Below are 25,875 nucleotides of genomic sequence, written 5' to 3' on the forward strand. Positions count from 1 at the left end.
CCCGGATGGCCCGGACGACCCGGCCCTCATGGGACATCGCCGTGCCGGACCGTCCCGGGGCGCTTCCCGGGCTGATGATGGCCGGGTTCAGCGACCGGGCCGCCGGCCTGCGGAACCTGCAGCTGATCCCGCACCCGTCGGTCACCCTCGCCTTCAACCTCGGCGACGCTCCCCTCTCCGTCCACGACGGCACCGGGCAGCGGTCCTGCGAGCGACTGGTCGTGGGCCTCGCGCCCGGCACCGTACGGGCCGCGGGCGAGCGGGGCTTCGCCTGCCTGCAACTGCGCCTTTCGCCGCTGCTCGCGCACGCCGTGCTCGGCGCGCCCTGCGGCCCGTACGGGGAGACCGTGGACCTGGACGCACTGTGGGGGCGGGCCGCCGCCGAGCGGTTGCAGGACCGGCTGCGCGCGGCGGCGTCCTGGCCCGAGCGGTTCGCGGTCGCCGAGCGTGCGCTGGCCCTGAGGGCCGAGGAGGGGCGCGCCCTCTCCCCGGAAGTCTCCTACGCCTGGCGGCGGTTGGCGGCGTGCCACGGCCGCGTCCGGGTCGAGCGGCTCGCCCACGAGACCGGCTGGAGCCGCAAGCGCCTGTGGTCCCGGTTCCGCACCCAGGTCGGGCTCACGCCGCAGCACGCCGCCCGCCTCGTCCGCTTCGACCGTGCCGCCCACCGCCTCGCCGCGGGCGCACCGCCGTCCCGCGTCGCCGCGGAGAGCGGCTACGCCGACCAGTCCCATCTGCACCGCGACGTCCGCGCGTTCACCGGGGCGACGCCCTCGGCGGTCGCCGGAACACCGTTCCTGGCGGTGGACGACGTGGCGTGGGCGGCCGAGGGCGGGCACTGATCAGCTCGCGTCGCGCATGGCCGCGGCCGTGCGCCCCGCGTCGTACGTCTCCGGGACGCCCTCCAGGATCACCAGGCTGCCGGGCAGATGCTCGGTGCGCAGCGGCAGGATCTCCTGGTAGGCGGGCGACGCGTACCAGGCGTGGGCCGCCTCCAGGTCGGGGAACCCGACCATCACGATGTCGCCGAGCGGCTCGCCCTCCATCCACTCCCCCTTCTTGCCGTGCGACAGGAAGCGGCCGCCGTACGGGGCGAAGGTGGACTGGACGCGCTCGATGTACGTGAGCACGTCGGGGTGCGGCGCACCGGGCGTGGTACCGAGTACGGCGATCGCGTAGGCGGTCATGAAAAGGCCCTCCCTCGGGTCCGGCGGGATCTGGTGGGTACGGGTTCGATCCTGCCGGGGCCCGGGGAGGGCGGCCATGACCTCTCAGGTCATGAACGTCATGCAGTCATGACGCCAGAGGTGCGGGAGACGCTCAGATCGTCGCCGCGTCGATCACGAAGCGGTAGCGCACGTCCGAGCCGAGGACCCGCTCGTACGCCTCGTTGACCTGGCTCGCCTCGATCAGCTCGATCTCGGCGCCGAGGCCGTGCTCCGCGCAGAAGTCGAGCATCTCCTGGGTCTCGGCGATGCCGCCGATCATGGAGCCGGCGAGCACCTTGTTGCCCCCGATGAGGGAGAACAGGTTGAGGGAGATCGGCTCCTCGGGGGCGCCGACGTTCACCAGCGCGCCGCCCGTCTTGAGCAGGCCCAGGTAGGCGCCGAAGTCCACCTGCGCGGAGACCGTGGAGAGGATGACGTCGAAGGTGCCCGCGAGCTCCTCGAAGGTCTTCGGGTCGCTCGTCGCGTAGTAGTGGTCGGCGCCCAGCTTCAGGCCGTCGTCCTTCTTGCGCAGCGACTGCGACAGGACGGTGACCTCCGCGCCGAGCGCGTGCGCGATCTTGACGCCCATGTGGCCGAGGCCGCCGAGACCGACGACCGCGACCTTCTTGCCGGGGCCCGCGCCCCAGTGCTTCAGCGGGGAGTACGTGGTGATGCCGGCGCAGAGCAGCGGCGCGGCCACGTCGAGGGAGAGGCCCTCGGGGATACCCAGGACGAAGCCCTCGGTGACGACGACCTTCTGCGAGTAGCCGCCGTAGGTGGGCTCGCCGTCCTTGCCGATGCCGTTGTACGTCTGGACGTTGCCCTGGACGCAGTGCTGCTCGAACCCGGACTTGCAGGGCTCGCACGCGCCACAGGAGTCGACCATGCAGCCGACGCCGACGCGGTCGCCGACCTTGAACTTGGTGACGCCAGAGCCGACGGCCTCCACGACACCGGCGATCTCGTGGCCCGGAACCATCGGGAAGATGGCCTCGCCCCAGCCCTCGCGGGCCTGGTGGATGTCGGAGTGACAGATTCCGGCGAACTTGATGTCGATCAGCACGTCGTGCTCGCCGACGGTGCGGCGTTCGATGGTGGTGCGCTCCAGCGGGGCCTTGGCGCTGGGAGCGGCGTATGCGGCAACAGTCGTGGTCATGCCTCAAGCCTGCTACCGGGCCGCCCGGATCTCCAAGGAATACGCAGGTCACCGCTTTGCGTACGTTCAGTGGTCCTACTACTGGCGGGGTCAGGCTCACGGTCGTAGGACCGGGAATACTGGACAGCATGGACGAGAACGATGCGGCAGGGGAAGCCGCGGCGGACCGCCCGGACCAGCTGGACCGGCGCGCCGAGCTGAGCGAGTTCCTGCGCACCCGGCGGGCCCGGCTCAAGCCGGAGGACGTGGGCCTCGCCTCGGCGGGGCGGCACCGGCGGGTCCCGGGGCTGCGGCGCGAGGAGCTGGCGCAGCTCGCCGGGGTCTCGGTGGCGTACTACACCCGCCTGGAGCAGGGCAACGGGCGCAATGTGTCGGCGGAGGTGCTCGACGCCATCGCGCGCGCCCTGCGGCTCAGCGACACCGAGCACGCGCACCTCGTGCACCTGGCGAGCCCGACGCGGCAGCGCCGCAGGGCCCCGGCGCCGAAGCGGCAGCAGCACGTGCGGCCCTCGCTGCGCCATCTGCTCGACGCGATGGAGGGCGTGCCCGCGTACATCGGCGGACCGCGCTCGGACATCCTCGCCTGGAACCGGATGGCGGCGGCCCTGTTCGGCGACTGGGGGCAGCTGCCGCGCGTCGAGCGGAACTGGGCGCGGCTGACCTTCCTCAACCCGGACTACCGGGAGCTGTTCATCGACTGGGACTCCAAGGCGACCGACATGGTCAGCTACCTGCGGCTGTACGCGGGCCGGAACCCCGAGGACCCGGAGCTGTCGGCCCTGGTCGGCGAACTCTCCGTCAAGAGCGAGAAGTTCCGTCGCCTGTGGGCCACGCACGACGTGAAGGAGAAGGGCCACGGCGTGAAGCGCATGCGGCACCCCCTGGTGGGCGAACTGACGCTCGCGTACGAGACGTTGCACTTGCCGGACGACGACGGGCAGTTCTTGTCCGTCTATCACGCGGAGGCGGGGTCGGCGTCGGCGGAGGCGCTACGGCTGCTGGCGAGTTGGGGCGCGGACGCGTTGCGGGCCGAGTTGTAGACGTCGCGGGGCGCCGCCCCGGACCCCGCGCCTCAAACGCCGGCGGGGCTTCGATTGCTTGACGGAGTGAGCGCTCACTCCGTAGCTTTGAGGCATGCCATCGACCACCAAGAAGCGCGCGCCCGGCATGAGTCCGGAGCAACGGCGCAGCATGATCGTCGCGGCCGCCCTGCCACTCGTCTCCGAGTACGGCGGAGCCGTCACCACGGGGCAGATCGCCCGGGCGGCCGGAATCGGCGAGGCCACGATCTTCCGGGTGTTCAAGGACAAGGACGAGGTGCTCGACGCGTGCGTCGCCGAGGCGGTGAGCCCGGAGCACGTGCAGCGCGAACTCGCCTCGATCGACCTGGAGCAGCCTCTCGCCGCCCGGCTCGTCGAGGCCGCAGAGGCGATGCGGGCCCACCTGGACCGGATGGGCGCCGTCGTCGGCGGGCTCCACGCGTCGGGGCGGCGGCGCGGCCGGCCCGAGGGCGAGCGGCCCAACCAGGACAGTCGGCAGGCCTCCGCGCAGGCCATGCGCGAGGCGCTGAGCGAGCTGATCGATCCCGACCGGGACACCCTGCGCCTGCCGCCGGACAAGCTGGCCACACTCTTCCTGGGCATGCTCTTCAGCCAACTGCGCGCCCCCGAAGCCGACTTGAACCCGACGCCGACCGAGCTGGTCGACGTACTCCTGCACGGCTCGCTGACCGACCCCGGGAGCCCCGCATGACCGTCAGCCTCAACCACACCATCGTCCCGGCCGTCGACAACACCGCGGCAGCCCGCTTCTTCGCCGAGGTGATGGGCCTGGAGACGCTGCCGCCCGCCGGTCTCGGCGGGCACTTCGCGCCGGTGCGCGTCAATGAGTCGCTGACCCTCGACTTCATGACCGTCGAGCGGCCGGAGGGGCATCACCTCGCCTTCGACGTCGACCCGGAGACGTTCGACCACATCCTCGGTCGCGTACGGGAATTGGGCGTTCCGTACGGCAACTCGCCGCGCGATCCCGCCAATGGGCGCATCGACCACCCGCTGTGCCCGCGCGGGCTGTTCTTCGTCGACGAGGCGCGGAATCTGTACGAGGTCATGTCCCCGGAGTAGCCGACCTCTCCGGCTGGTACGGCGGTGCCGCTCCCCAGGTCCAGTGCGGTACCGGTTGTTCCGCCGGGCGTTCCGCGCCCGGGGACGAGAAGTGGACCGCAAGCCGCGTCCCCCACTCGATGTACGCCAGGAACGCCGAGCGGAATTCCGCGTCCGTCGGCAGGGCCGCCTCGTCGGCCGCGTCCTGGATGAGGTTGACCCAGCGGCGGCGCTGCGGTTCGGTGACGGCTTTGCCGATGTGCATCGCGACCATGTGACTGTGGCCGCCGTACTGCTCGGAGTAGGCCCGCGGGCCGCCGAAGACCTCGCCGAGCCAGAGGGCGACGTGGCGCGCGTGCTCCGCCGGGAGGTCGGCGAAGAGCGGGCCGAGGAGCTCGTCCTTCACCACCTTCTCGTAGAAGACCGAGGTGAGGCGGTCGAACGCCTCGGCGCCGCCCGCCCATTGGTAGAGCGTGGGTTCCGCGGAGCCCGTGCCGCGCACCGCGGTCGGCGCGTAGTGGCGCATCTCGTCGATGTACCCGACGTACGGGCGGATCTCGGTGAGGAACACCGGGAAGAGGCCGGAGGCGCGGAAGCCCTTCAGGTGGTCCTCGGTCGACGTCCACACGATGCGCAGGATGTAGTGCTCGAAGTCCTCTTCGCAGCGGGTGAGTTCGTACGAGACGCAGTGCTCCGAGGCCGCCAGCTGACGTGCCGCGCGGGTGTACGCCGCGAGGAACTCGGCCGAGCGGTCCTCGGGGATGCGGTAGCGGATGTACTCGATGGTGCGCCGGGATCGAGTCGTCATGCGCTCCAGCGAAGCACCGGCGCTCCGCTGTGGCCAGCGCCGGTGTTGCGGTCACGGGGCTCCGCGGCCTCTCGTCCGAAGAGCGGGCTTGATCACCTCACCGTCACCGGGCGGTCCTCCCTCAGTTCGGTGAACAGGAGGTTCGCCTTCTTCTTGTCCCAGAGGACCGCGCTGCCCTTGGAGGTGGCGAGGCCCAAGGTGCCGACGGGGACGCCCAGTTGCCTGCCCTGGCCCGAGGACACGCCCTGCATCGCCTTGAACAGCCGGGTCAGCTGCGGCACCCCGGTCGACTTGTCGACGATGAGCGTGTCCAGACCGGCGCCCGCCGTGCCGTACATGGTGGAGGGGTTCATCAGTACCCCGGGCGACGAGGCCTTCTTGGCGAGCGCGGAGAGGAACTTCTGCTGGTTGCGGGAGCGCCCGAGGTCGCCCTCCTTCTCCTGGTGGCGCTGGCGCACGAAGCCGAGCGCCTCGCGTCCGGTCAGGGTGTGGCAGCCCTTGGCCAGGTCGAGCCCCGACTTGTCGTCGACGATGTGCCGGTCGACGCACATCGGCACGCCGCCGACCGCGTCGACGATGCCGACGAACCCGGCGAAGCCGATCTCCGTGTAGTGGTTGATCCGCAGCCCGGTGTTCGACTCGATCGCGCGGACCAGGAGTTCGGGCCCTCCGAGCGAGAACGCCGCGTTGAGCTTGTTCTTCGCCGGCTTGTGGTGGACGCCGGTCTTCGGGTCCACGTACGGCGGGATGGTGACCCAGGAGTCGCGCGGCAGGCTGGTGAGGGTGGTGCCGTGGGCGCCGGTGTGCAGCACCATCATCGAGTCGGTGCGGCGGCCCTCGGAGCCCAGTTCGGAGCCGGTGTGCAGGTTCTTGGTCTGCTTCTCGCTGAGGCCCTCGCGGCTGTCGGAGCCCACGATCAGGTAGTTGGTGCCCTTGCCGGGCGCGGCCCGGGTGGGGATCGACGCCAGGTCGACCTCCCCGTCGAGCCGGGTGCCCGCCCACACGTACGTCCCCGCGCCCGCGAGCACCGCGAGCAGCACCAGCAGGCAGAGACCGCGCACCACGAGCCCGAACTTGGTGCGCCGCCGCTTGCGCTTGGGCTCGCGCTCGCTGCGCTTGTAACTGCCGTCGGCCCGCCCGCCGGGCCGGTTGGCCGGCACCGGGTCGAACGGGTGGTGCTCGACCTCGTACGGCTGGTGCCCGACCTCGTACGAGCGGGGCTCGGGCTCGTACCCGTACTGCTCCCCCTCGTACTCGCCGTACGGATAGGGCGTCGGGGTGTAAGTGCTGGGGTTCAGGGTCGTCACCTCGCGACCGGCAGGTCCGGCTCTTCGGCCGGCCTGACGATGTGCTGGGCCGCCGCGGCGGCCGTTCCGGAACGGTGCATGCGCTGCCACTTCAACCGGCTGCCGCCCACGAAGGCCACCACGGACTGGATGACCACGAGGTACATCAACTGCCGGTACACGAACAGCTGGAAGGGCAGTGACCAGAGCGTGCGCCTGCGCTCTCCGTCGAGCTTCAGAGCGTACGCCGCGACGACCATCTGGAGGGCGAGAAAGCCCACCCAGGCCACCACGGACGTGGTCGTGTCGCCGGCGAACACGGCGCTGTAGAACATGAAGACGTCGATCATCGGGGCGAGCAGCGGCAGCACGACCTGGAAGAGGAACAGGTAGGACAGGCCGCGCCGCCCGAAGCGGCCCGCGGGCCCGACCTCCAGGACCGCGCCCCGGTGCTTCCACATCGCCTGGAGGGTGCCGTAGCACCAGCGGTAGCGCTGGCGCCACAACTGCCGCAGGGACGTGGGGACCTCGGTCCACGCGATCGCGGTCTCCTCGTACACGACCCGCCATCCGGCCCGCCACAGCGCCATGGTGAGGTCGGTGTCCTCGGCGAGGGTGTCCTCGCTCAGACCGCCGACGCCCATCAGCGCGTCGAGCCGGAAGGCACCGATCGCGCCGGGCACGGTCGTCATGCACTCCAGGACCTCGAACATCCGGCGGTCCAGGTTGAACCCGAAGACGTACTCAAGGTGCTGCCAGCGGCCGAGGAGTCGCTTGCGGTTGCCGACCTTGGTGTTGCCGCTGACCGCACCCACGGCCGGGTGGGCCAGCGGCTGGACCAGGCGCTGGATCGCGTCCGCCTCGAAGACGGTGTCCGAGTCGATCATCACTACGTAGGGGCAACGGGTGTACTTCAGGCCGTGGTTGAGGGCCGCGGCCTTGCCCGAGTTCGGCTGGCACAGCACCTGTACGCGCGCGTCCCGGGCCGCGTACTCACTCGCGATCTCGACCGTGCGGTCGCTCGACCCGTCGTCGATGACGATGATCTGCATCGGCTGGTGGGTGGAGGCGAGCAGCGAGCGCAGCGTCGCGCCGATACCCGCCTCCTCGTTGTACGCGGGTACGAGCACGGTCACCGGATCGCGGATCTCGCGCAGCCAGGGCGATCCGGGGCGGAACCGCTCAAGGCGTCGGACGTGGGCGCGGGCGAACAGCACGAGCACGAGCAGGCGCAGCACCCCGAGCCCCGCGGCCGCGAGGAGCACCCAGGAGATGGCCGAGACGAAGCTGCGGCCGAGGGTCTGGAACCAGATCAGGCCCTGCCCGAGCCAGCGCACGGGCGCGGCCACCTCGGACGTCGCCTGCCGGTTGGCCCGGGCGCCTTCCGTGATGGTGGCGAAGGTCTTGGCCTGCGGGTTCGCAAGGAGCTTCTGCGTCTCGCGGTAGCCGAGCGAGGTCTGGCTGAGCTGGCGCACCAGGCCGTCCCGCACCCGCTGCCCGGAGTGGTCGGCCGCGACCAGGGTGTAGCCGGCGGCGGACGCGGCCTGCGCGGCGGGCCACTCGCCGCCGCACATCGTGGCGACGGTGGTGGTCATCGGCATCCGCAGGAGCGTGGTGTGGAAGCCGCCGCTGCCCGCGAACGCGCTCTGGGTCAGCTCCAGTTCGAGTTTGCTGCGCACCTTGGACGAGCTGCCCAGGTCGGCGCCCGTGTAGGTGTTGGAGCCGATGTCGTGGCCCTCGGCCCTGATCCGCTCGACCAGCTTCGGGTACTGCGCGGCCTTGGCGCCGTTGAGGAAGAACGTGGCGTGCGCGTGGTGCTTCTTGAGCAGCGCGAGCAGCTTCGGCGTCGCCTTCGGGTAGGGGCCGCCGTCATAGGTGAGCGCGACGGTGCCGGGCGACATCGAGGCGCTGTGCACCCGGCCGCCGTCGATGGACAGCACCGGTCCCGCGCCGGAGGCCGACGCGGGCACGGGCTGCGTGCAGGCAGGCTTCGTCTTGGCGCCGTCCACCTCGTTCTGGGTCCAGCCCTGGAAGAGGAGCGCGCCGAGCAGCACCGGCAGGGTGAGGGCGAGCAGCAGCCAGTGCGCCCGCGGGTCCCTTGCTTGTTTGTGCCGTGCCCCCATCAGGCGTCGGCGCCGGCGTCGCCGCCCGGCCGGCCCCGGTCCCGGTCCCGGCCCCGACGAAGCGACCACATTCGGTGCCCGTTCTCCACGTTCCACTCACACATGGGAGGCGAGTGTATTGATGTGACCGTATGAGAATTGGGGCATTGACAAACATCTGGGACCGGAGTGCCACGTGACAAACGGCACACCTTCCGATTCGAGCACAACCCTTTGCTCGATACGTGTTCACTTCGACGACACCTGCGCACACGGCGGGAGCCGGAGCGTCAGGTGACGCTCCGGCTCCCGCTGCGGCGATTCGGTGTGGTTCGGTGCGGCTCGGCGCTACGCGGCGGACCCGGCCTTCCACTGCGACCAGCTCAGGTTCCAGCCATTGAGGCCGTTGTCCGGCTGGACCGTCTTGTCGCCGGTGTTCTTCACGATGACGACGTCGCCGACCATCGAGTTGTTGTAGAACCAGGCGCCCGGGGTGCTGGGGTCATTGGCGCCCTTGGCGTCCTGGAGGCCGACGCAGCCGTGGCTGGTGTTCGCGCCGCCGAAGATCGACTTGGCGCCCCAGTAGTTGCCGTGGATGAACGTGCCGGAGTTCGACAGGCGCATCGCGTGCGGCACGTCCTTGATGTCGTACTCGCCCTTGCCGTCGTCGTCCGTGAAGCCGACCGTCGCACCGTTCATCCGGGTCTCCTTGAACTTCTCGGAGATCACCATCTGACCCTCGTACGTCTTGTTGTCGGGGGAGCCCGCGGAGATCGGGATGGTCTTGACGGTCTTCCCGTCCCGCGTGACCGTCATCATCTTGGTCTTCGCGTCGACCGTGGAGACCTGGTCGCGACCGATCTTGAACGAGACCGTCTTCTGCTGCACGCCGGTCACGCCGCTCGCGCCCTCGACCCCGTCCAGGTCGAGCTTCATCGTGACCGTGGAGCCGCCCTTCCAGTAGTCCTCGGGGCGGAAGTCGAGCCGGGTGTCGTTGAACCAGTGCCCGACGACCTCCTGCCCGCTGCTTGAGGTCACGGTGATGTGCTTCTGGACATCGGCCTTGTTGCTGATCGCCTTGTCGAAGTTGATCGACACGGGCATGCCGACGCCGACCGTCGAGCCGTCCTCCGGCGTGAAGTTGCCGATGAAGCTGTTGGCCGGGGACACCGTCGTGAACTGCGAGTTCTCGTGGGCCGCGCGGCCGTCGGAGTCCTTCGCCTCGGCGGCGATCTTGTACGTCGTGGCCCGCTCCAGCTGGTTCGTGGGCTTCCAGCTCTTCTTGTCGGCGGAGATCTGTCCGTCGACCTTCGTGCCGTCGGCCGTGGTCATGGCGACATCGGTGAGCGTGCCCTTGCTCACGGTGACCTTCGCGGCGCTGTTGATGCTCGCGTTGTCGGAGCCGTCCTTCGGCGCGATCTTGATGTCGGCCTCGGAGGTCTTCTTGGCCGCGGCCTCGTCGGCCTGCGCCTGCGACTCCTTCTTGCCCGAGCCGCCGCCCTCGTCGCCGCCGCCACAGGCAGTCAGCACGAGCACACCGCCGAGCAGAGCGGACGCGGCCATCAGACCCTTGCGCCGCTTACCGTCCGTTATCACACGCTTCTCCATAGTCGCCGAATTTCCCGACTTCGCCGAATTCACCTGCCGTCGGCCGCCCCGAGCCCGGTCGACAGCAGGCCCAAGAGGACACAGCAGTCCCCTCGTATCCCACTCAACGTCGTGACCGGTTCGTCCCGTTCCCGAAGAACCGCCGGTGTGGGCAAGACCACGTCGGGACTCCCTCACCGGGGACGACAAAACCCCGGGCAGCGGTTGCCGCCCAGGGTTCCCGTTTCGAGGACCGCTACACGCCGTCTTCCGCTTCCCCCTCCTCATCATCCTCGCCGAGGTCCCAATCCGGCGAGTCGGGGTCGTAATCGACCTGTTCACTGGACCAGGACGCCTGCACGAGCTCCGCCCCGGGCACGTCGGCGACCAGATCGAACGGGTCCACCAGATACGCGACCGCCTCCGCCTCGTCCTCCTCCACGGCGCTCACGGCCTGCGCCCGCTCCTCGGGCCCGGTCTCCTCGTCCTCCGCGACGCGCTGCAACGCGGCCCCGGTCAGTGCCTCCGCGTCGGCGACCTCCAGGACCAATTCCACCTTGAGGCGAACAAAACGTGACGTGTCATCAGTGCTCATGGGCGGAGCGTACGACCCATCCGCCCCGTGACTTTCCTGTGACCCGCGTCTTTAACTAACATCAGCACACACGGCCAATTCGCCAGCGCCACAAGGGGGATCGCTTCCGTGCCTGCCGCACGTCGATCACTGTTCACCGCCACTGCCGCCGCAGCGCTCCTCGGCGCGCTGTGGTTCGTTCCCACAGCGACGGCGACCCCGGAGCATGTCACCCATGCGGACCAGCAGCGTACGGTCACGGCGGTCACCGAGCAGTCGGACCGCCAACTCCGCCTGGCCGACACGGGACAGGTGGACACGACGCCGTACGTCATCGGCGGCTCGGCCTTCCTCGGCCTGGGCGTCGGCTTCGTGACGTACTCGGTGCGCCGGGGCCGCGCGTACGAGGTGTAGCCGCAACCGCCGCGGCCCGGGCGGTACTTATCCTCCGGTGCGCTTGTCGGGCTCCAGGCCCCTGATGCGCCGCCGTTCGCCCTCGCCCGCGGCCGGCGGGGAGTCCGCGAGCCGGACCACCGGGTCGGCGAGGCCGCCGTCGCGCCCCGCCACCACGGGCTTCGCCGCGTGCAGCGCCTTCGCCTTGTACTGCGCGGCGTCCGCGAGGCGGAAGAGACGGCGTGCGCTGCTCACCTCGCCGATCGGGTCCCCGGTCGACGCGATCCCGCACGCGACGCCGTCGCCGTGGTCCAACTCGGCGGCCCGGGAGCAGATCTCGTCGCCCACCCGGACCACCTCGTCGGCCGAGGGCCCCACGGCCACGAGCGAGAACTCGTCGCCGCCGAGCCGGGCCGCGAGCGCTCCCGGCAGCATCGCCCCGCACAGCGAGAGCACCGAGCCGAACCGTTCGAGGAGCCGGTCGCCCGCCGCGTGCCCATAGGTGTCGTTGACCCGCTTCAGGCCGTTGAGATCACAGACGACGAGGCTGACCACGGAGCCGTCCGCGCGGTGCCGCTCCACGGCCTCGTCGAGGCGTATGTCGACCGCGCGCCGGTTGGCGAGGCCGGTGAGGGCGTCGGTGAAGGCGAGCCGGCGGGCCTCCTCCAGTCGTTCGGTCTGCGCGATGCCGGCCGCGACGACCGCCGCGAGGACCGTGGCGAAGTCGGCGTCGGAGCGGCCGAACACCTCGGACCCGGTCGGCCGCGCCACGTACAGCTCGCCCCAGGCCCGCCCGTGCAGCACGATCGGCGCGACGACGCAGCAGCCGCGGCCCCTGCGGCGCAGCGCGGCGACCCGCTGGTGGCAGTAGCCGGCCCGGTCCACCGGACCCTCGGCCGTCTCGACCCAGGCGTCCGGCTCGCCGCCCTTGGCCCACCGCTCGTGCAGGAACTCGGTGATCTCGGGGAACTGGTGCACCGGGTAGCCCTCGCCCTCGGGGAACTCCTCCTCGCCCTCGGCCAGCTCCCCGACGTTGACGAGCACCCGCAGCCGGCCGCGCTCGCGCTCCCAGACGGAGAGCGCGGCGAAGCTCCCGGACAGCGCGCGGCAGGCGCCGAGCGCGGCCGCGCGCCAGGAGTCGCGCGGGCTGCGCGCGGCGGCCATGCCCTGCGCGAGCTCCACCACTGCGCGTAGCCGAACGTCCTCACCCATCACTCCAGAGTAAGGAGTTTTCCGACATTTCGGTGAATTCGGTGCGCCGACCCGGGACTCGCGACCGGTCGCGCGTCACGCAACGTGACGAAGCGGGTCGGCAGTGCGACCGCTTCTCGTCACTCCCCCGGCCACTGCGGGCTGCGCTTCTCGTTGAACGCCGCCACGCCCTCGGCCCGGTCCCCGGAGAACGCCACGGACCTCCAGGCCGCGTCCTCGACCTCCAGGCCCGCCCGCATGTCGAGGCCGTGCCCGAGGCGCAGCGCCTTCTTCGACGCGCGCAGGCCGACCGGTGAGTTGACGGCGATCCGCGCGCCGAGCGCGAGCGCCTCCTCGCGGTCCGCGCCCGCCTCCACGACCTGGTCCACGAGCCCGAGCTCCCCGGCCTCCGCGGCCCGCACCCGGCGCGCCGTGAAGATCAGCTCGGCGGCCCGCGCGGCCCCGACGCGGCGCGGAAGCAGCTGCGTACCGCCGCCGCCGGGGATCACGCCGACGGACACCTCGGGAAGGCCCACGACGGCCGTCCCGTCGGCCACGATCAGATCGCAGGCGAGCGCCAGCTCGAAGCCGCCGCCGAGCGCGAAGCCGTGCACGGCCGCGATCGTCGGCATCGGCAGCTCCAGAACGCCGGTGTACGCGGCACGGGTCACGGGCCGCTGGCGCAGCAGATCCGCGTCGGAGAAGGAGTTCCGCTCCTTGAGGTCGGCGCCGACGCAGAAGGCGCGCTCGGCGCTGGAGGTGAGGACGGCGACGCGGACGTCCCGGTCGGCCGTCAGCGCGTCGCACGCGGCGGTGATCGAGCGGGCCATGTCGCTCGACACCGCGTTCATCGCCTTGGGCCGGTCGAGCACCAGCTCGGCGACCGTCCCGCTCTCGTGCCGGCGCACCGCCACGAACTCCCCGAACCGCCGCTCGTCACTCATGACACACCCTTCCGGTTAACGCCAGTTAACCGCCAAGGTTGTCAGGTGCGCCTGGTCAGCGTCCAGGGCTCCACGACGCCGAGGCCGCGCACGGGCCGCTGCCACATGGGCTGCAACGCGAACCGGTAGGTGGGCGGCTCCTCGCCGTCCTCCTTCGCCTTCTGCGCCTCGGCGGCGGCCTCCGCCTCGGAGGCGGGCGTCTCCCCGATCCTGATCAGTTCCTGGGCGAAGGCGCCGTCCACCAGCACGTTGTCCCGGGGAGCTATCGACGTGAGGCGGCTCGCGAGGTTCACGGTGGAGCCGAAGACATCGCCCATCCGCGTGGTGACCGTGCCGAACGCGATGCCGACGCGCAGCTCCGGCATCGTCTCGTCGTTGCTCATCGTCTCGATCAGGCGCAGCGCGATCTCGCTCGCGATGCCCGCGTCGTCGGCCGCGTACAGGACCTCGTCGCCGAGGGTCTTGACGAGCCGGCCGCCGTGCGCCGCGACGAGGTCCGCGGCGGTGGTCTCGAAGGCCTCGACGAGTTCGCCGAGCTCCTCCTCCTCCATACGGCGGGTGAGCCGCGTGAAGCCGACCAGGTCGGCGAAGCCGACGGCGAGCCGCCGGTCCACCATCTCCTCGTCGTCCCCGGCCTGCACGACACGGCCGGTCGCCGCGGCGAGCTGCCGCCGCCACACGTAGACGAGGAACTCCTCCAGCTCCGGCAGGAGCAGCTCCATCAGCGGGTACGTGACCTCGGTGCGGGTCATGCCGGGTTCCGGGGGCTCGGTGAGCCCCTCCAGGAACGAGTCGATCTGCCATTCGGCGAGACGCGCGGTGGTCTGTCCGGTGGAGCGGGCCACCTGTACGGCCATGGCCTCGCTGAGCAGCCCCGCCTCCACGAGACCGGCGAGGCGCCGCAGCGCAAGGACGTCCGCCTCGGTCAGGGCCTTGGCCTGGCCGATGTCGGCGAAGCCCATGGCCCGCCAGAACCGGGAGGCCAGTTCCATGGAGACGCCCGCGCTGCGGGCCGCCTGGAACGGGGTGTATCTGCGCTCGGCCCCGAGGATGAGCCCTTCGAGCCGCAGGGCGAGCGGATCCTCGGCCTCTGCCTCTTCCGGTTCCGCTCCTTCCGGCTTCTCGGGGTCGGTGGGAGAGCCCGTGCCGGAGCCCGAGTCGTCGACGGTCACGCCTGCTGCCCTTCCGATCTGCCGCGGTCAGGTATCGACCGGGCTCAACTCTACGGCAGCACCTGTGCCCCACGTCACTCCGTCCGCTTCCGGGTGGCGTCGACCTGGAGGCTTCGGTGGTGCGTACCTACGCAGGTCGCAGGTGCACGATGTCGCCCGCACCGACCGCCTCCCGGCCCCCGGCCCCCGTGGCGATCACCAGACGGCCGTCGCCGTCCACGGCCACCGCCTCGCCGGTCAGCTCCCGGTCGCCCGGCAGGACGGCCCGGACCTGACGCCCGAGCGTGCCGCAGCCCGCGGCGTACGCCTCCTGCAACCGGGACAGAGCGGGGTCGCCCTCGGCCGCGCACCACTCGACGTACCACTTCTCCAGGGACCGCAGCACGGCCCGCAGCACCGGCTCCCGGTCGGAGACCTTCGCCCCGGCGAGGGTGAGCGAACCCGCCGTCGGGACGGGCAGTTCGTCGGCGCGCAGCGACACGTTCAGGCCGACGCCGAGCACGACGGCGTCCGGACCGGCCCGCTCCAGGAGGATGCCGCCGGCCTTGCGCTCCTCGCCGTCGACCGTGAGCAGCACGTCGTTCGGCCACTTCAGGGCCGTGTCGACACCCGCGGCCGAGGACAGTGCCGTGGCGACCGCGACCCCGGTGAGCAGCGGCAGCCACCCCCAGCGCGCCACCGGCACCTCGTGCTCCCCCGGCTTGAGCAGCACCGAGAAGAACAGGCCCGAGCGCGGCGGCGCCGACCAGCTCCGGTCGAGCCGCCCGCGCGCCGCGCTCTGCTCCTCGGCGACGAGCACGGTGCCCTCGGCCACGGGCCCCTCCGAGGCCCGCCGCACCAGATCCGTGTTGGTGGACCCCGTGCGGGGCACCACTTCCACGGACGACCAGAGGCCCCCTTCCTTCAGCAGGGACCGGCGGAGCCCGGCCTCGGCCAGGGGCGGCCGGTCCAGGTCGGACCAGGGGCTTGCGGGTACGTCTGAACCATCTCGCGGCGTCATGCAACCCAGCCTAGGTGTGGCAAAGACCGCACTGCTGAACGGTATTCAGGCCACTACGCTACGAATCAGTAGCCCCACTCCCCTTTCTCGAACCGTCCCCCGACCGTCCCCGTGAGCAGCGACGAAGCAGGCAGGGAGCCGCATCCCGATGTCCGAGTTGGAACAGCCGACAGCGAAGATCGACATCCACACGACCGCAGGCAAGATCGACGATCTGCGGCGCCGGATCGACGAGGCGACCCACGCCGGGTCCGCACGCGCGGTCGAAAAGCAGCACGCCAAGGGCAAGTTGACCGCACGTGAGCGGATCGAGCTGCTGCTCGACGAGGACTCCTTCGTGGAGCTGGACGAGTTCGCCCGGCACCGCTCGACGGACTTCGGCCTCGACGCCAACAAGCCGTACGGCGACGGCGTCGTGACCGGTTACGGCACCGTGGACGGCCGCCCGGTCGCGGTGTTCTCGCAGGACTTCACGGTCTTCGGCGGGGCGCTCGGCGAGGTCTTCGGGCAGAAGATCATGAAGGTGATGGACTTCGCGCTGAAGACCGGCTGCCCGGTCATCGGCATCAACGACTCCGGCGGCGCCCGCATCCAGGAGGGCGTCATGGCCCTCGGCATGTACGGCGAGATCTTCCGCCGCAATACGCACGCCTCGGGTGTCATCCCGCAGATCTCGCTCGTGGTCGGGCCGTGCGCGGGCGGTGCCGTGTACTCCCCCGCCATCACCGACTTCACGGTCATGGTCGACCAGACCTCGCACATGTTCATCACGGGACCGGACGTCATCAAGACGGTCACCGGTGAGGACGTCGGCTTCGAGGAGCTGGGCGGCGCCCGCGCCCACAACTCGCGTTCGGGTGTCGCGCATCACATGGCGGGCGACGAGAAGGACGCGATCGAGTACGTCAAGTCGCTGCTTTCCTACCTGCCGTCGAACAACCTGAGCGAGCCGCCCTCCTTCCCGGAGGAGGCCGACCTCGCGCTCACCGACGAGGACCGCGAGCTCGACACCCTCATCCCGGACAGCGCGAACCAGCCGTACGACATGCGCACGGTGATCGAGCACGTCGTGGACGACGCCGACTTCTTCGAGACGCAGGCGCTGTTCGCGCCGAACATCATCACGGGCTTCGGCCGCGTCGAGGGCAGCCCGGTCGGCATCGTCGCCAACCAGCCGATGCAGTTCGCCGGCTGCCTCGACATCCACGCATCGGAGAAGGCCGCGCGGTTCGTCCGCACGTGTGACGCCTTCAACGTGCCGGTGCTGACGTTCGTCGACGTGCCGGGCTTCCTGCCGGGCGTCGAGCAGGAGCACGAGGGCATCATCCGGCGCGGCGCCAAGCTGATCTACGCGTACGCCGAGGCCACGGTGCCGCTCATCACGATCATCACGCGCAAGGCCTTCGGCGGCGCGTACGACGTCATGGGCTCCAAGCACCTGGGCGCCGACCTCAACCTGGCCTGGCCGACCTCGCAGATCGCGGTCATGGGCGCGCAGGGCGCGGTCAACATCCTGCACCGCAAGACCATCGCGGCGGCCGACGACGTCGAGGCCACCCGCGCGGAGCTCATCCAGCAGTACGAGGACACCCTCCTCAACCCGTACACGGCGGCCGAGCGCGGCTACATCGACGCCGTGATCATGCCCTCGGACACCCGCTCCCACGTGGTGCGCGGCCTGCGTCAGCTGCGTACGAAGCGGGAATCACTGCCCCCGAAGAAGCACGGCAACATCCCGCTGTAAGGAGCGCCGCTGTGATGATCAAGGTCGTACGGGGCAATCCGACCCCCGAGGAGCTGGCCGCCGCACTGGCGGTGGTCCAGGCGCGCGCCGCGGCGGTCCCGGACGCCCCGGCCGCGGCGGCGGACCGGGACGCGGCGGGCGCGTGGTCGGATCCCTCCCGCATCGCCCGGCACCGGATGCCCGCTCCGGGGGCGTCGAGCTGGTCCCGGACGTACTGGCCCGCGTGATCACCCACGGGCCCGCGTGAATTAGTCCTTTCGTGACGGGGCGCCTGAGTACGCGTACTCAGGCGCCCCGCCCGCGCGCGCAGCACCATGCTGTATGTGCTGTGGTCAGACCCCGATGACGAGCCCCCAGAGGAGCTCCGCGAAACGCAGGCGATGCTGCGGCGCGCGGGCTTTCTGCTGGCTCTCGCCATGGTCGTCATGTTCCTGATGCTGGGGACCGCGTGAGGCGGGCGGGGAATGCCCGGCGCCACGCTGGATAACCTGAGCCGCATGACTGCTCCACGCCGCCTGATCCTGGCCTCCCAGTCCCCCGCCCGCCTCGGCCTGCTGCGGCAGGCCGGGTTCGCCCCCGAGGTGATCGTCAGCGGGGTCGACGAGGACGCCGTGACGGCCCCGACGCCCGCCGAACTCGCCCTCGCGCTCGCCGAGGCCAAGGCGTCCGTGGTCGCGGCGCGCCCCGAGGCGGGCGGCGCCGTCGTCATCGGCTGCGACTCCGTGCTCGACCTCGACGGCGAGGCGCTCGGCAAGCCGGCCGACGCCGAGGAGGCCACGGCCCGCTGGAAGTCGATGCGCGGCCGCGCGGGCACGTTGCAGACCGGCCACTGCGTGTACGACACGGCGAGCGGCCGGTACGCCTCGGGCACCGCCTCCACCGTCGTCCGCTTCGGCGAGCCGAGCGACGCGGAGATCGCCGCGTACGTGGCGACGGGCGAACCCCTCTACGTGGCGGGCGCGTTCACCCTGGACGGCCGCTCCGCCCCGTTCATCGACGGCATCGAAGGCGACCACGGCAACGTGATCGGCCTCTCGCTGCCGCTGGTCCGCCGCCTCCTCGCCGAACTGGGCATCGGCATCACGGAGTTGTGGGCGCCGGCGGAGTAGCGGGACCGTTCTGCGCGGGGCCGTCCTGCTGCGGCTCCCGCTCCCCCTGCTCGTGCCGGTCGTACGCCACCAGCGTGAGCACGAGCAGGGCGAGCACGACCATCATGAACACGAAGCTGAACCAGCCCACCAGGCTGATCGAGAACGCGCCGAGCAGCCCGTGCACGACGGCCGCGCTGATCAGCAGGATCCGCGCGATCCCGGCCGGTGCCCGGTCGACGACCGCGGTGCGCGCGAGCACGATCCCGCACAGCACCAGATAGAGCCCGAACAGGCCGCCCGCGATCCACGCGCCCACCGACATCGCCCGCGGGTCGAGACCGGCGAGGGACATGTCCTGGTTGTCGACCACGAGCCCGAGGAACCAGTTCAGGAGCACGATCCCGAACGCCTCCGCGAACAACACGATCGCGGCGACCCACGCCACCGGTCTGCGAGCCACCGGCCCCCACCCACTTCCACTGACTGTTACCGCTAGTACGGCCAAGACATCCCGAACGCTACTAACGGGTAAACCTCCGTACAAGGGTTCTGCAGCAGGCAAAGAATCGTTGGGCCATTCGTAGGGACTCCACAAAGAATGCCGACGGGCCGCAGCGCGGTCTCACAGAGACCTTGGCCACAGATGCGGGCTAGGGTTGCGGTGAGGGATCGCGCGTATCCAGGCGCGACAAGGGATTTCATGTACCAGGTGGACCCCGGGTGACACTGCGTGTGGGCAAGCTCACGCCCGGGGATGCCTCGTGGGTCCGTGTCGGCAGTCCCTAAACTCAGCTTGTTTCAGTGAGTCAAGCTTCACGGTGACCCGCCGACCGCCCCGGCTCGGGCGACCACGGCCGGGGGTCCGGGGGATGCCCCCGGGAAGACACAGCAAGGAGGGAGCCATCGTGCGCAAGGTGCTCATCGCCAACCGTGGCGAAATCGCTGTCCGCGTGGCCCGGGCGTGCCGGGACACGGGGATCGCGAGCGTTGCCGTCTACGCCGAGCCGGACCGGGACGCTCTGCACGTCCGTGCGGCCGACGAGGCGTTCGCCCTTGGCGGGGACACCCCGGCCACCAGCTACCTGGACATCGCCAAGGTGCTCCAGGCGGCGAAGGACTCCGGCGCGGACGCCATCCACCCCGGCTACGGATTCCTGTCGGAGAACGCCGAGTTCGCCCAGGCCGTCCTCGACGCCGGGCTGATCTGGATCGGCCCGCCCCCGCACGCCATCCGCGACCTCGGCGACAAGGTCGCGGCGCGGCACATCGCGCAGCGCGCGGGCGCCCCGCTCGTCGCCGGCACCCCGGACCCGGTCTCGGGCTCCGACGAGGTCGTGGCGTTCGCCGAGGAGCACGGGCTGCCGATCGCGATCAAGGCCGCCTTCGGCGGCGGCGGCCGCGGCCTGAAGGTCGCCCGCACCCTCGACGAGGTGCCCGAGCTGTACGAGTCCGCGGTGCGCGAGGCGGTCGCCGCCTTCGGTCGCGGCGAATGCTTCGTGGAGCGCTACCTGGACAAGCCGCGCCACGTCGAGACGCAGTGCCTGGCCGACCAGCACGGCAACGTCGTGGTCGTCTCCACCCGCGACTGCTCGCTCCAGCGCCGCCACCAGAAGCTCGTCGAGGAGGCCCCGGCGCCGTTCCTCAGCGACGCTCAGCTGGAGCAGCTGTACTCGTCCTCGAAGGCGATCCTCAAGGAGGCCGGCTACGTCGGCGCGGGCACCGTCGAGTTCCTCGTCGGCGCGGACGGCACGATCTCCTTCCTGGAGGTCAACACCCGTCTCCAGGTCGAGCACCCGGTGACCGAGGAGGTCGCCGGCATCGACCTGGTGCGCGAGATGTTCCGCATCGCCGACGGCGAGGAGCTCGGCTACGGCGACCCCGAACTGCGCGGCCACTCCTTCGAGTTCCGCATCAACGGCGAGGACCCGGGCCGCGGCTTCCTGCCCGCCCCGGGCACCGTCACCAAGTTCGAGGGCCCCTCGGGCCCGGGCGTCCGCCTGGACGCGGGCGTCGAGTCCGGCTCGGTCATCGGCCCGGCCTGGGACTCCCTGCTCGCCAAGCTGATCGTCACGGGTCGCACCCGCAAGGAGGCCCTCCAGCGGGCCTCGCGCGCGCTCGCCGAGTTCGAGGTCGAGGGCATGGCCACCGCCATCCCCTTCCACCGCAAGGTGGTCACCGACCCGGCGTTCGCCCCCGAACTGACCGGCAGCGAGGACCCGTTCACGGTCTTCACCCGCTGGATCGAGACCGAGTTCGTCAACGACATCGAGCCGTTCGCCGCCCCGGCGCCCGGTGAGGACGAGGACGAGGCGGGCCGCGAGAACATCGTGGTCGAGGTCGGCGGCAAGCGCCTGGAGGTCTCCCTCCCGGCGGGCATGGGCATGTCCCTGGCCCGCACCGGCCTGAACGCCGGAGCCAAGCCGAAGCGGCGCGCCGCCAAGAAGTCCGGCTCCGCCGCCTCCGGCGACACCCTCGCCTCCCCGATGCAGGGCACGATCGTCAAGGTCGCGGTCGAGGAGGGCCAGGAGGTCAAGGAGGGCGACCTCATCGTCGTCCTGGAGGCCATGAAGATGGAACAGCCCCTGAACGCCCACAAGTCGGGCACCGTCAAGGGCCTCTCCGCCGAGATCGGCGCGTCCCTCACCTCGGGCGCCGCCATCTGCGAGATCAAGGACTGACGCCCTTCGACAGGCGTACGCCGAGGGCCCGTTGACCGACACACCGGTCAACGGGCCCTCGGCCGTTCACCCCTGCCCGGCGGCGCGCACCCAGCCGAGGCCGTGGTGCGCGATGTCCAGCGCCAGCACGGCGAAGGCGACGGTCAGCAGCGCGAACCCCGCATACGCGAGGGCCGCGACACCGGTGAACCAGCCCAGGACGTTCAGCGGCATCGAGACCATCAACACCCAGGCCGCCCAGGCCGGCACCGCGTGGCTGCGCAGCAGGCCGATGCCGAGGACGATGGCGCCGAGCACGATGCCCACGATGAACCAGATACCGGCGACCGTCGGCATCGCCAGGCTGTCCCCGCCCTTGATGACCTTCACGATCTCCGTCTGAGCGACCCCCTTGTCCAGGCCCGCCAGCGCCACGAAGTCGTACGACGGCGCCAGGTTCACGGCCACGGCGCCGCCCCCGAACAGCAGCAGCCCGGCGAGCCCCAGTTTCGGCGAGCGCGCCATGACGTACACGGAGACCAGCAGGGCCGCGGCGGTCATCGCGATCCCCAGCGCGAGCCACACCCAGGCGGCGGCCTTCTCCTGGCCCTCGTTCGCCGCGATGTCGGAGACGATCTTCGCCACCTTGTCCTCGGTCATGTCGTACGGGGAGACGGCCGAGGCGACGATGAACAGGAGCGGCCCGAGGACGAGCACCGCGGCCATGACGGCCCGCAGCGGCCTGATCCGTTCGACGGCGGCCCCCTTGGAGGCCGCGGGTATGTGCGCGGACGACGGTGTGGCGGTCATGGCGTTCCCCCTGTTGCCCGTGGATGCCACCGGATTCCACCAGTGAAGCGGTCGCGTTCCGGCCGGGCCATCCGTCAATTCTGAGGGGCGTTCACTCCCCCAGGAGCCCCGCCTCCCGCCCCCTGCGCAGCAGCGCCGCCGTGTGCCCTGCGTTCAACTTGCGGTGCAGGGACGCCACATACCCTCGTACGGTCGTCAGCGAGATCCCCATCGCACGCGCCGCCTCGGCGGGGGTGCGGCCGGCGTCGATGTGCTCCAGGGTGCGGTGCTCGCGCTCGGTGAGGCCGAGCGCACGGGCGGCGGCGCGGCCCGGAGCGAGGTCGCGCAGCAGCAGGAGCCGCTCCACGTCGGGCAGGGCGCACGCCACCGCTCGTACGTCGATGCCGTGCGCCCGGAAGCCGCCGCGGGTGCCGATCCACGGAACGCCGTCCAGGCGCGGCAGCAGCTCCGCCGCGACGGCGTCGAGCGCCCGCACCGTCCCGTCCCCGGCCACCACTGCGACCCCCTGCCCGCGCCGCCCGGCGGACGCGAGCGCGGCGGCGAGGAGCGCGTACATCCGCTGCCGCTCGGCCAGCAGACGTTCGGCGGCCGCGAGGCGGGGCTGCGCGTGGCCGAGCAGGTCCCGCTGCTCATCGATGATGTCCATGCCGTGCTCCAGGGCGCCTCGCGTATGCACCCTCCGCGTCGACGCTACTGCGGTAGGGATCCCTCCGCACCGCCCCGGACCCGCGATCGGGCATCCTTGAAGTCCTGCGCACGCCCAGGGAGGCCCGATGACGACAGCCGAGCACGACCGCTCGCGCCGCATGCGCGCCGACGCGCGCCGCAATTACGAGCGGCTGCTCGCGCAGGCCCGGATCGCCTTCGCCGAGCACGGCACGGGCGCCTCCCTGGAAGAGGTGGCCCGCGGGGCCGGGGTCGGCATCGGCACGCTGTACCGGCACTTCCCCAATCGGCACGCGCTGATGAGCGCCGTCTTCGAGGAGGCGGTGAACGATCTGCTCGACCGCTCCCGGGCGCTGCTCGACGCTCCGCAGCCCTGTACGGCGCTCGTGACCTGGCTGCGCGAGATCATCACGCACGCGAGCGAGTACCGGGGGCTCTCCCGGGCCCTCATGTCGGCCTCGCAGGACGCGAGTTCGGCGCTGGCCCGGTGCAGCGATCCGATGCGGGAGGCCGGGCAGGCGTTGCTCTCGCGGGCGCAGCGGGCGGGGGCGGTGCGGGAGGACGTCTCCATGACGGACCTCCTTCAGCTCACGAACGCGATCGCCCTCGCGGCGGAGGAGACTCCGTCGGACCCGGGGTTGGCGGATCGCCTGCTGCGCCTCACGCTGCGCGGCATCACCGATTGACGGGCACCGTCGTTGCGGACTCGGGGCTCCGCCCCGGACCCCGCTGCTCAATCGCCGCAGGGGCTTGATCGTTAAGCCCCGCCCGGGCTTGAGCAACGATCAGCGGCGCCGCAAATCGGCCACTCGCGCCGAGCGCTCGGGCCCGGTGTCCAGCGCGGCGGCACTGCGCAAAGAGTGACCACCGGACGGAAGCTGTCCGCGCCGCTGCCCCGGCAATGGCACATCTCGGCGCGCCGTCCGCGCCGGGACGGACTCACCGCCCCCGGTAGGGTCCTCCGCCCCGGCCCCCGCGACAGCGACCTGCACGCCCTGATCGGCCAGCGCCTGGAGCTCCGTCGCCGCCCGGTCGTCGTGCGCCGGAGGCTCGTCCGTCACGAGCCGCGTGATCACATCGGTCGGCACGGTCTGGAACATGGTGTCCGTACCGAGCTTGGAGTGATCCGCGAGCACCACGACCTCGGACGCGGCCTGCACGAGCGCCCGGTCCACGGACGCCGACAGCATGTTGGACGTGGAGAGCCCACGCTCGGCGGTCAGACCACTGCCGGACAGGAAGGCGCGCGAGACTCTCAGGCCCTGAAGGGACTGCTCCGCCCCGCTGCCCACCAGCGCGTAGTTGGAACCCCGCAGCGTGCCACCGGTCATGACGACCTCGACCCGGTTGGCATGCGCCAACGCCTGGGCGACGAGGAGTGAGTTGGTGACGACGGTCAGGCCCGGCACACGCGCGAGCCGGCGGGCCAGCTCCTGCGTGGTCGTCCCCGCGCCCACCACGATGGCCTCGCCCTCTTCGACGAGACCCGCGGCGAGATCGGCGATGGCCGTCTTCTCTGCGGTCGCGAGATGTGACTTCTGCGGAAAGCCGGACTCCCGCGTGAATCCGCCCGGCAATACCGCACCGCCGTGCCGGCGGTCGAGGAGTCCTTCTGCCTCCAGTGCGCGCACGTCCCGCCGTACGGTCACTTCAGAGGTCTGGACGACGCGGGCGAGCTCACGGAGCGAAACCGCTCCGTTGGCTCGCACCATTTCGAGGATCAATTGACGACGTTCTGCAGCGAACACGAAACTGACAGTAACCCCAACGACCGTCTGCTTTCAGCAGTTTGCGCCGAATTACAGATTCTGTTCGCACGGGAACCGTGGAAGTGGTATAGGCGCGGCGGGGTGCCTATACATGGCGCCTATGCCCCCCGCATGGGCCGCAACTCACCGTGACCTGCGGCCCGTTGCCGGGAATCAGCTCTCTTCCGCGACCTTCCGCGTGTGCAGCTGGCGGGCCACTTCGGCGATCGAGCCCGACAGCGAGGGGTACACGGTGAACGTGTTCGCGATCTGCTCGACCGTCAGATTGTTGTCGACCGCGATCGAGATGGGGTGGATCAGTTCCGAAGCGCGCGGCGCGACGACCACTCCGCCGACCACGATGCCCGTGCCCGGACGACAGAAGATCTTGACGAAGCCGTCCCTGATGCCCTGCATCTTCGCGCGGGGGTTGCGCAGCAGCGGCAGCTTGACGGCGCGGGCGTCGATCTTGCCCGAGTCGACGTCGGCCTGCGTGTAGCCGACGGTCGCGATCTCCGGGTCGGTGAAGACGTTGGAGGAGACCGTCTTGAGGTTCAGCGGCGTGACCGCGTCGCCCAGGAAGTGGTACATCGCGATGCGGCCCTGCATCGCGGCGACGGACGCGAGGGCGAAGACGCCGGTCACGTCGCCGGCCGCGTACACGCCGGGGGCGGTGGTGCGGCTGACCTTGTCGGTCCAGATGTGGCCCGACTCCTTGACCTTGACGCCCGCCTCCTCCAGGCCGAGCCCCTCACTGTTGGGGACGGCGCCGACCGCCATCAGGCAGTGCGTACCGGAGATGACCCGGCCGTCGGAGAGCGTGACCTCGACGCGGTCGCCGACGCGCTTGGCGGAGGCGGCGCGGGAGCGGGCCATGACGTTCATGCCGCGGCGCCGGAACACGTCCTCCAGGACGGCCGCGGCGTCCGGGTCCTCGCCGGGCAGCACGCGGTCGCGGGAGGAGACGAGGGTGACCTTGGAGCCGAGCGCCTTGTAGGCGCCGGCGAACTCGGCGCCGGTGACACCGGAACCGACCACGATGAGCTCCTCGGGGAGCTCGTCCAGGTCGTACACCTGCGTCCAGTTGAGGATCCGCTCGCCGTCGGGCTGCGCGTCGGCCAGCTCGCGCGGGTGGCCGCCGGTGCACAGCAGCACGGCGTCGGCGACGAGGGTCTCCTCGCTGCCGTCGGCCGCGGTGACGATCACCTTGCGGGAGCCGTCGAGCGCCTGCTGGCCGTCGAGGCGGCCCTTGCCGCGCAGCACCCGCGCACCCGCGCGGGTGACGGAGGCGGTGATGTCGTGGGACTGGGCGAGCGCGAGGCGCTTCACACGGCGGTTGACCTTGCCGAGGTCCACGCCGACGACGCGGGCCGGACTGTCCGGGTCGGGGGTGTCGTCCTCGACGATGATGCCGAGCTCTTCATAGGAGGAGTCGAAGGTGGTCATCACCTCGGCCGTGGCGATCAGAGTCTTCGACGGTACGCAGTCGGTCAGCACCGACGCCCCGCCGAGGCCGTCGCAGTCGACGACGGTCACCTCCGCGCCGAGGGACGCGGCCACCAACGCCGCCTCGTATCCGCCAGGTCCGCCACCGATGATCACGATCCGAGTCACATGCCCCATTGTCCCGCACGCTTCA

27 protein-coding genes are annotated in these 25,875 nt (G+C 71.0%); 11 read left to right on the forward strand and 16 right to left on the reverse strand.

All coding sequences use genetic code 11. The annotated features are described in order from the left end of the window. Nucleotides 1-5: 5 nt before the first annotated feature. Nucleotides 6-839 carry a helix-turn-helix domain-containing protein gene (locus ACNYS0_RS16185; RefSeq protein WP_422474355.1) on the forward strand — a complete coding sequence of 278 codons (834 nt, stop codon included), beginning with the start codon at nt 6-8 and terminating at the stop codon, nt 837-839. Here the strand turns inward: ACNYS0_RS16185 and ACNYS0_RS16190 are convergent, their stop codons facing one another. After that, a complete protein-coding gene (locus ACNYS0_RS16190) occupies nt 840-1,184 on the reverse strand; it encodes a DUF1330 domain-containing protein (protein ID WP_422474357.1) in 345 nt (114 codons plus the stop codon). 133 nt (nt 1,185-1,317) lie between these two features. Beyond that, nucleotides 1,318-2,361, reverse strand: coding sequence for an NAD(P)-dependent alcohol dehydrogenase (locus ACNYS0_RS16195; RefSeq protein ID WP_422474359.1), 1,044 nt, complete (start codon nt 2,359-2,361; stop codon nt 1,318-1,320). Between the two features lie 128 nt (nt 2,362-2,489). On the opposite strand from ACNYS0_RS16195, the gene ACNYS0_RS16200 reads away from it, so the two are divergent. The 3 genes from ACNYS0_RS16200 to ACNYS0_RS16210 all read left to right on the forward strand — a co-directional run bounded on the left by ACNYS0_RS16200 (nt 2,490) and on the right by ACNYS0_RS16210 (nt 4,484). Further along, entirely contained in the window at nt 2,490-3,401 is a 912-nt protein-coding gene (locus tag ACNYS0_RS16200) for an MmyB family transcriptional regulator (RefSeq protein WP_422474361.1), read from the forward strand. 94 nt (nt 3,402-3,495) lie between these two features. Then, a complete protein-coding gene (locus ACNYS0_RS16205) occupies nt 3,496-4,113 on the forward strand; it encodes a TetR/AcrR family transcriptional regulator (RefSeq protein ID WP_422474363.1) in 618 nt (205 codons plus the stop codon). Beyond that, the gene (locus tag ACNYS0_RS16210; protein ID WP_422474365.1) at nt 4,110-4,484 is read left to right on the forward strand and encodes a VOC family protein; all 375 of its coding nucleotides are present in this window, start codon (nt 4,110-4,112) and stop codon (nt 4,482-4,484) included. Before ACNYS0_RS16205 ends, ACNYS0_RS16210 begins: the two co-directional genes overlap by 4 nt. On the opposite strand, the gene ACNYS0_RS16215 is transcribed toward ACNYS0_RS16210, so the two are convergent. The 5 genes from ACNYS0_RS16215 to ACNYS0_RS16235 all read right to left on the reverse strand — a co-directional run bounded on the left by ACNYS0_RS16215 (nt 4,468) and on the right by ACNYS0_RS16235 (nt 10,841). Beyond that, nucleotides 4,468-5,271, reverse strand: coding sequence for a group II truncated hemoglobin (locus ACNYS0_RS16215; protein ID WP_422474367.1), 804 nt, complete (start codon nt 5,269-5,271; stop codon nt 4,468-4,470). The genes ACNYS0_RS16210 and ACNYS0_RS16215 overlap by 17 nt on opposite strands. 92 nt (nt 5,272-5,363) lie before the next feature. Then, nucleotides 5,364-6,578, reverse strand: coding sequence for an LCP family protein (locus ACNYS0_RS16220; RefSeq protein ID WP_422474369.1), 1,215 nt, complete (start codon nt 6,576-6,578; stop codon nt 5,364-5,366). After that, nucleotides 6,575-8,680: a bifunctional polysaccharide deacetylase/glycosyltransferase family 2 protein gene (locus ACNYS0_RS16225; protein ID WP_422474371.1), complete on the reverse strand. Its 2,106-nt coding sequence runs from the start codon at nt 8,678-8,680 to the stop codon at nt 6,575-6,577. The genes ACNYS0_RS16220 and ACNYS0_RS16225 overlap by 4 nt, the downstream gene beginning before the upstream one ends. Nucleotides 8,681-9,007: 327 nt before the next feature. Continuing rightward, nucleotides 9,008-10,267 (reverse strand): L,D-transpeptidase, encoded by a 1,260-nt coding sequence (locus tag ACNYS0_RS16230; RefSeq protein ID WP_422474373.1) that lies wholly within the window; start codon nt 10,265-10,267, stop codon nt 9,008-9,010. Between the two features lie 235 nt (nt 10,268-10,502). Then, nucleotides 10,503-10,841 (reverse strand): hypothetical protein, encoded by a 339-nt coding sequence (locus ACNYS0_RS16235; protein WP_422409255.1) that lies wholly within the window; start codon nt 10,839-10,841, stop codon nt 10,503-10,505. 108 nt (nt 10,842-10,949) lie between these two features. On the opposite strand from ACNYS0_RS16235, the gene ACNYS0_RS16240 reads away from it, so the two are divergent. After that, entirely contained in the window at nt 10,950-11,234 is a 285-nt protein-coding gene (locus ACNYS0_RS16240; RefSeq protein WP_422409253.1) for a hypothetical protein, read from the forward strand. Between the two features lie 27 nt (nt 11,235-11,261). Here the strand turns inward: ACNYS0_RS16240 and ACNYS0_RS16245 are convergent, their stop codons facing one another. The 4 genes from ACNYS0_RS16245 to ACNYS0_RS16260 form a co-directional block, all read right to left on the reverse strand. Further along, on the reverse strand, nt 11,262-12,425 hold the full coding sequence (locus tag ACNYS0_RS16245; RefSeq protein WP_422474375.1) for a GGDEF domain-containing protein: 1,164 nt from the start codon (nt 12,423-12,425) through the stop codon (nt 11,262-11,264). A gap of 119 nt (nt 12,426-12,544) precedes the next feature. Beyond that, a complete protein-coding gene (locus ACNYS0_RS16250) occupies nt 12,545-13,348 on the reverse strand; it encodes an enoyl-CoA hydratase/isomerase family protein (RefSeq protein WP_422474377.1) in 804 nt (267 codons plus the stop codon). 41 nt (nt 13,349-13,389) lie between these two features. After that, entirely contained in the window at nt 13,390-14,520 is a 1,131-nt protein-coding gene (locus ACNYS0_RS16255; RefSeq protein ID WP_422409246.1) for an adenylate/guanylate cyclase domain-containing protein, read from the reverse strand. Nucleotides 14,521-14,647: 127 nt separating this feature from the next. After that, on the reverse strand, nt 14,648-15,520 hold the full coding sequence (locus tag ACNYS0_RS16260) for a biotin--[acetyl-CoA-carboxylase] ligase (protein WP_422474379.1): 873 nt from the start codon (nt 15,518-15,520) through the stop codon (nt 14,648-14,650). A gap of 148 nt (nt 15,521-15,668) precedes the next feature. Here ACNYS0_RS16260 and ACNYS0_RS16265 point away from each other — a divergent pair, with 148 nt between their 5' ends. From ACNYS0_RS16265 to ACNYS0_RS16280, 4 genes are all read left to right on the forward strand, one after another. Continuing rightward, entirely contained in the window at nt 15,669-17,264 is a 1,596-nt protein-coding gene (locus tag ACNYS0_RS16265; protein ID WP_422474381.1) for an acyl-CoA carboxylase subunit beta, read from the forward strand. A gap of 11 nt (nt 17,265-17,275) precedes the next feature. Further along, nucleotides 17,276-17,491, forward strand: a complete 216-nt coding sequence (locus tag ACNYS0_RS16270; protein ID WP_422474383.1) for an acyl-CoA carboxylase epsilon subunit — start codon at nt 17,276-17,278, stop codon at nt 17,489-17,491. 96 nt (nt 17,492-17,587) lie between these two features. Continuing rightward, nucleotides 17,588-17,716 (forward strand): morphogenic membrane protein MmpB, encoded by a 129-nt coding sequence (mmpB, locus tag ACNYS0_RS16275; RefSeq protein WP_422409240.1) that lies wholly within the window; start codon nt 17,588-17,590, stop codon nt 17,714-17,716. 45 nt (nt 17,717-17,761) lie between these two features. After that, nucleotides 17,762-18,373, forward strand: coding sequence for a Maf family protein (locus tag ACNYS0_RS16280; protein WP_422474385.1), 612 nt, complete (start codon nt 17,762-17,764; stop codon nt 18,371-18,373). Here ACNYS0_RS16280 and ACNYS0_RS16285 read toward each other — a convergent pair. Continuing rightward, complete coding sequence (locus ACNYS0_RS16285) at nt 18,345-18,815, reverse strand: hypothetical protein (RefSeq protein ID WP_422474388.1); 471 nt, start codon at nt 18,813-18,815, stop codon at nt 18,345-18,347. The two genes, ACNYS0_RS16280 and ACNYS0_RS16285, sit on opposite strands and share 29 nt — an antisense overlap. A gap of 445 nt (nt 18,816-19,260) precedes the next feature. Here ACNYS0_RS16285 and ACNYS0_RS16290 point away from each other — a divergent pair, with 445 nt between their 5' ends. Beyond that, entirely contained in the window at nt 19,261-21,033 is a 1,773-nt protein-coding gene (locus tag ACNYS0_RS16290; protein ID WP_422474390.1) for an acetyl/propionyl/methylcrotonyl-CoA carboxylase subunit alpha, read from the forward strand. 66 nt (nt 21,034-21,099) lie between these two features. On the opposite strand, the gene ACNYS0_RS16295 is transcribed toward ACNYS0_RS16290, so the two are convergent. Further along, a complete protein-coding gene (locus tag ACNYS0_RS16295; RefSeq protein ID WP_422474392.1) occupies nt 21,100-21,822 on the reverse strand; it encodes a hypothetical protein in 723 nt (240 codons plus the stop codon). A gap of 91 nt (nt 21,823-21,913) precedes the next feature. After that, the gene (locus ACNYS0_RS16300; RefSeq protein ID WP_422474394.1) at nt 21,914-22,468 is read right to left on the reverse strand and encodes a helix-turn-helix transcriptional regulator; all 555 of its coding nucleotides are present in this window, start codon (nt 22,466-22,468) and stop codon (nt 21,914-21,916) included. A 160-nt stretch (nt 22,469-22,628) separates the two neighbouring features. Here ACNYS0_RS16300 and ACNYS0_RS16305 point away from each other — a divergent pair, with 160 nt between their 5' ends. Then, a complete protein-coding gene (locus tag ACNYS0_RS16305; RefSeq protein WP_422482667.1) occupies nt 22,629-23,174 on the forward strand; it encodes a TetR/AcrR family transcriptional regulator in 546 nt (181 codons plus the stop codon). A gap of 99 nt (nt 23,175-23,273) precedes the next feature. Here ACNYS0_RS16305 and ACNYS0_RS16310 read toward each other — a convergent pair whose 3' ends face one another. Both ACNYS0_RS16310 and ACNYS0_RS16315 read right to left on the reverse strand, forming a co-directional pair. Beyond that, nucleotides 23,274-24,200: a DeoR/GlpR family DNA-binding transcription regulator gene (locus ACNYS0_RS16310; protein ID WP_422482669.1), complete on the reverse strand. Its 927-nt coding sequence runs from the start codon at nt 24,198-24,200 to the stop codon at nt 23,274-23,276. Between the two features lie 210 nt (nt 24,201-24,410). Further along, on the reverse strand, nt 24,411-25,859 hold the full coding sequence (locus ACNYS0_RS16315) for an NAD(P)H-quinone dehydrogenase (protein WP_422474396.1): 1,449 nt from the start codon (nt 25,857-25,859) through the stop codon (nt 24,411-24,413). Nucleotides 25,860-25,875 lie beyond the last annotated feature (16 nt).

This window comes from Streptomyces anthophorae, from assembly GCF_049310305.1.
Taxonomy (GTDB): Bacteria; Actinomycetota; Actinomycetes; order Streptomycetales; family Streptomycetaceae; genus Streptomyces.

What these genes read in the sequence shown, in the direction of transcription:
- ACNYS0_RS16185 (WP_422474355.1), top strand. Translation starts at nt 6, where the DNA reads ATGGCCCGGACGACCCGGCCCTCATGGGACATCGCCGTGCCGGACCGT.
- ACNYS0_RS16190 (WP_422474357.1), bottom strand. Translation starts at nt 1,184, where the DNA reads ATGACCGCCTACGCGATCGCCGTACTCGGTACCACGCCCGGTGCGCCG.
- ACNYS0_RS16195 (WP_422474359.1), bottom strand. Translation starts at nt 2,361, where the DNA reads ATGACCACGACTGTTGCCGCATACGCCGCTCCCAGCGCCAAGGCCCCG.
- ACNYS0_RS16200 (WP_422474361.1), top strand. Translation starts at nt 2,490, where the DNA reads ATGGACGAGAACGATGCGGCAGGGGAAGCCGCGGCGGACCGCCCGGAC.
- ACNYS0_RS16205 (WP_422474363.1), top strand. Translation starts at nt 3,496, where the DNA reads ATGCCATCGACCACCAAGAAGCGCGCGCCCGGCATGAGTCCGGAGCAA.
- ACNYS0_RS16210 (WP_422474365.1), top strand. Translation starts at nt 4,110, where the DNA reads ATGACCGTCAGCCTCAACCACACCATCGTCCCGGCCGTCGACAACACC.
- ACNYS0_RS16215 (WP_422474367.1), bottom strand. Translation starts at nt 5,271, where the DNA reads ATGACGACTCGATCCCGGCGCACCATCGAGTACATCCGCTACCGCATC.
- ACNYS0_RS16225 (WP_422474371.1), bottom strand. Translation starts at nt 8,680, where the DNA reads ATGGGGGCACGGCACAAACAAGCAAGGGACCCGCGGGCGCACTGGCTG.
- ACNYS0_RS16230 (WP_422474373.1), bottom strand. Translation starts at nt 10,267, where the DNA reads ATGGAGAAGCGTGTGATAACGGACGGTAAGCGGCGCAAGGGTCTGATG.
- ACNYS0_RS16235 (WP_422409255.1), bottom strand. Translation starts at nt 10,841, where the DNA reads ATGAGCACTGATGACACGTCACGTTTTGTTCGCCTCAAGGTGGAATTG.
- ACNYS0_RS16245 (WP_422474375.1), bottom strand. Translation starts at nt 12,425, where the DNA reads ATGGGTGAGGACGTTCGGCTACGCGCAGTGGTGGAGCTCGCGCAGGGC.
- ACNYS0_RS16250 (WP_422474377.1), bottom strand. Translation starts at nt 13,348, where the DNA reads ATGAGTGACGAGCGGCGGTTCGGGGAGTTCGTGGCGGTGCGCCGGCAC.
- ACNYS0_RS16260 (WP_422474379.1), bottom strand. Translation starts at nt 15,520, where the DNA reads ATGACGCCGCGAGATGGTTCAGACGTACCCGCAAGCCCCTGGTCCGAC.
- ACNYS0_RS16265 (WP_422474381.1), top strand. Translation starts at nt 15,669, where the DNA reads ATGTCCGAGTTGGAACAGCCGACAGCGAAGATCGACATCCACACGACC.
- ACNYS0_RS16280 (WP_422474385.1), top strand. Translation starts at nt 17,762, where the DNA reads ATGACTGCTCCACGCCGCCTGATCCTGGCCTCCCAGTCCCCCGCCCGC.
- ACNYS0_RS16295 (WP_422474392.1), bottom strand. Translation starts at nt 21,822, where the DNA reads ATGACCGCCACACCGTCGTCCGCGCACATACCCGCGGCCTCCAAGGGG.
- ACNYS0_RS16300 (WP_422474394.1), bottom strand. Translation starts at nt 22,468, where the DNA reads ATGGACATCATCGATGAGCAGCGGGACCTGCTCGGCCACGCGCAGCCC.
- ACNYS0_RS16305 (WP_422482667.1), top strand. Translation starts at nt 22,629, where the DNA reads ATGCGCGCCGACGCGCGCCGCAATTACGAGCGGCTGCTCGCGCAGGCC.
- ACNYS0_RS16310 (WP_422482669.1), bottom strand. Translation starts at nt 24,200, where the DNA reads ATGGTGCGAGCCAACGGAGCGGTTTCGCTCCGTGAGCTCGCCCGCGTC.
- ACNYS0_RS16315 (WP_422474396.1), bottom strand. Translation starts at nt 25,859, where the DNA reads ATGGGGCATGTGACTCGGATCGTGATCATCGGTGGCGGACCTGGCGGA.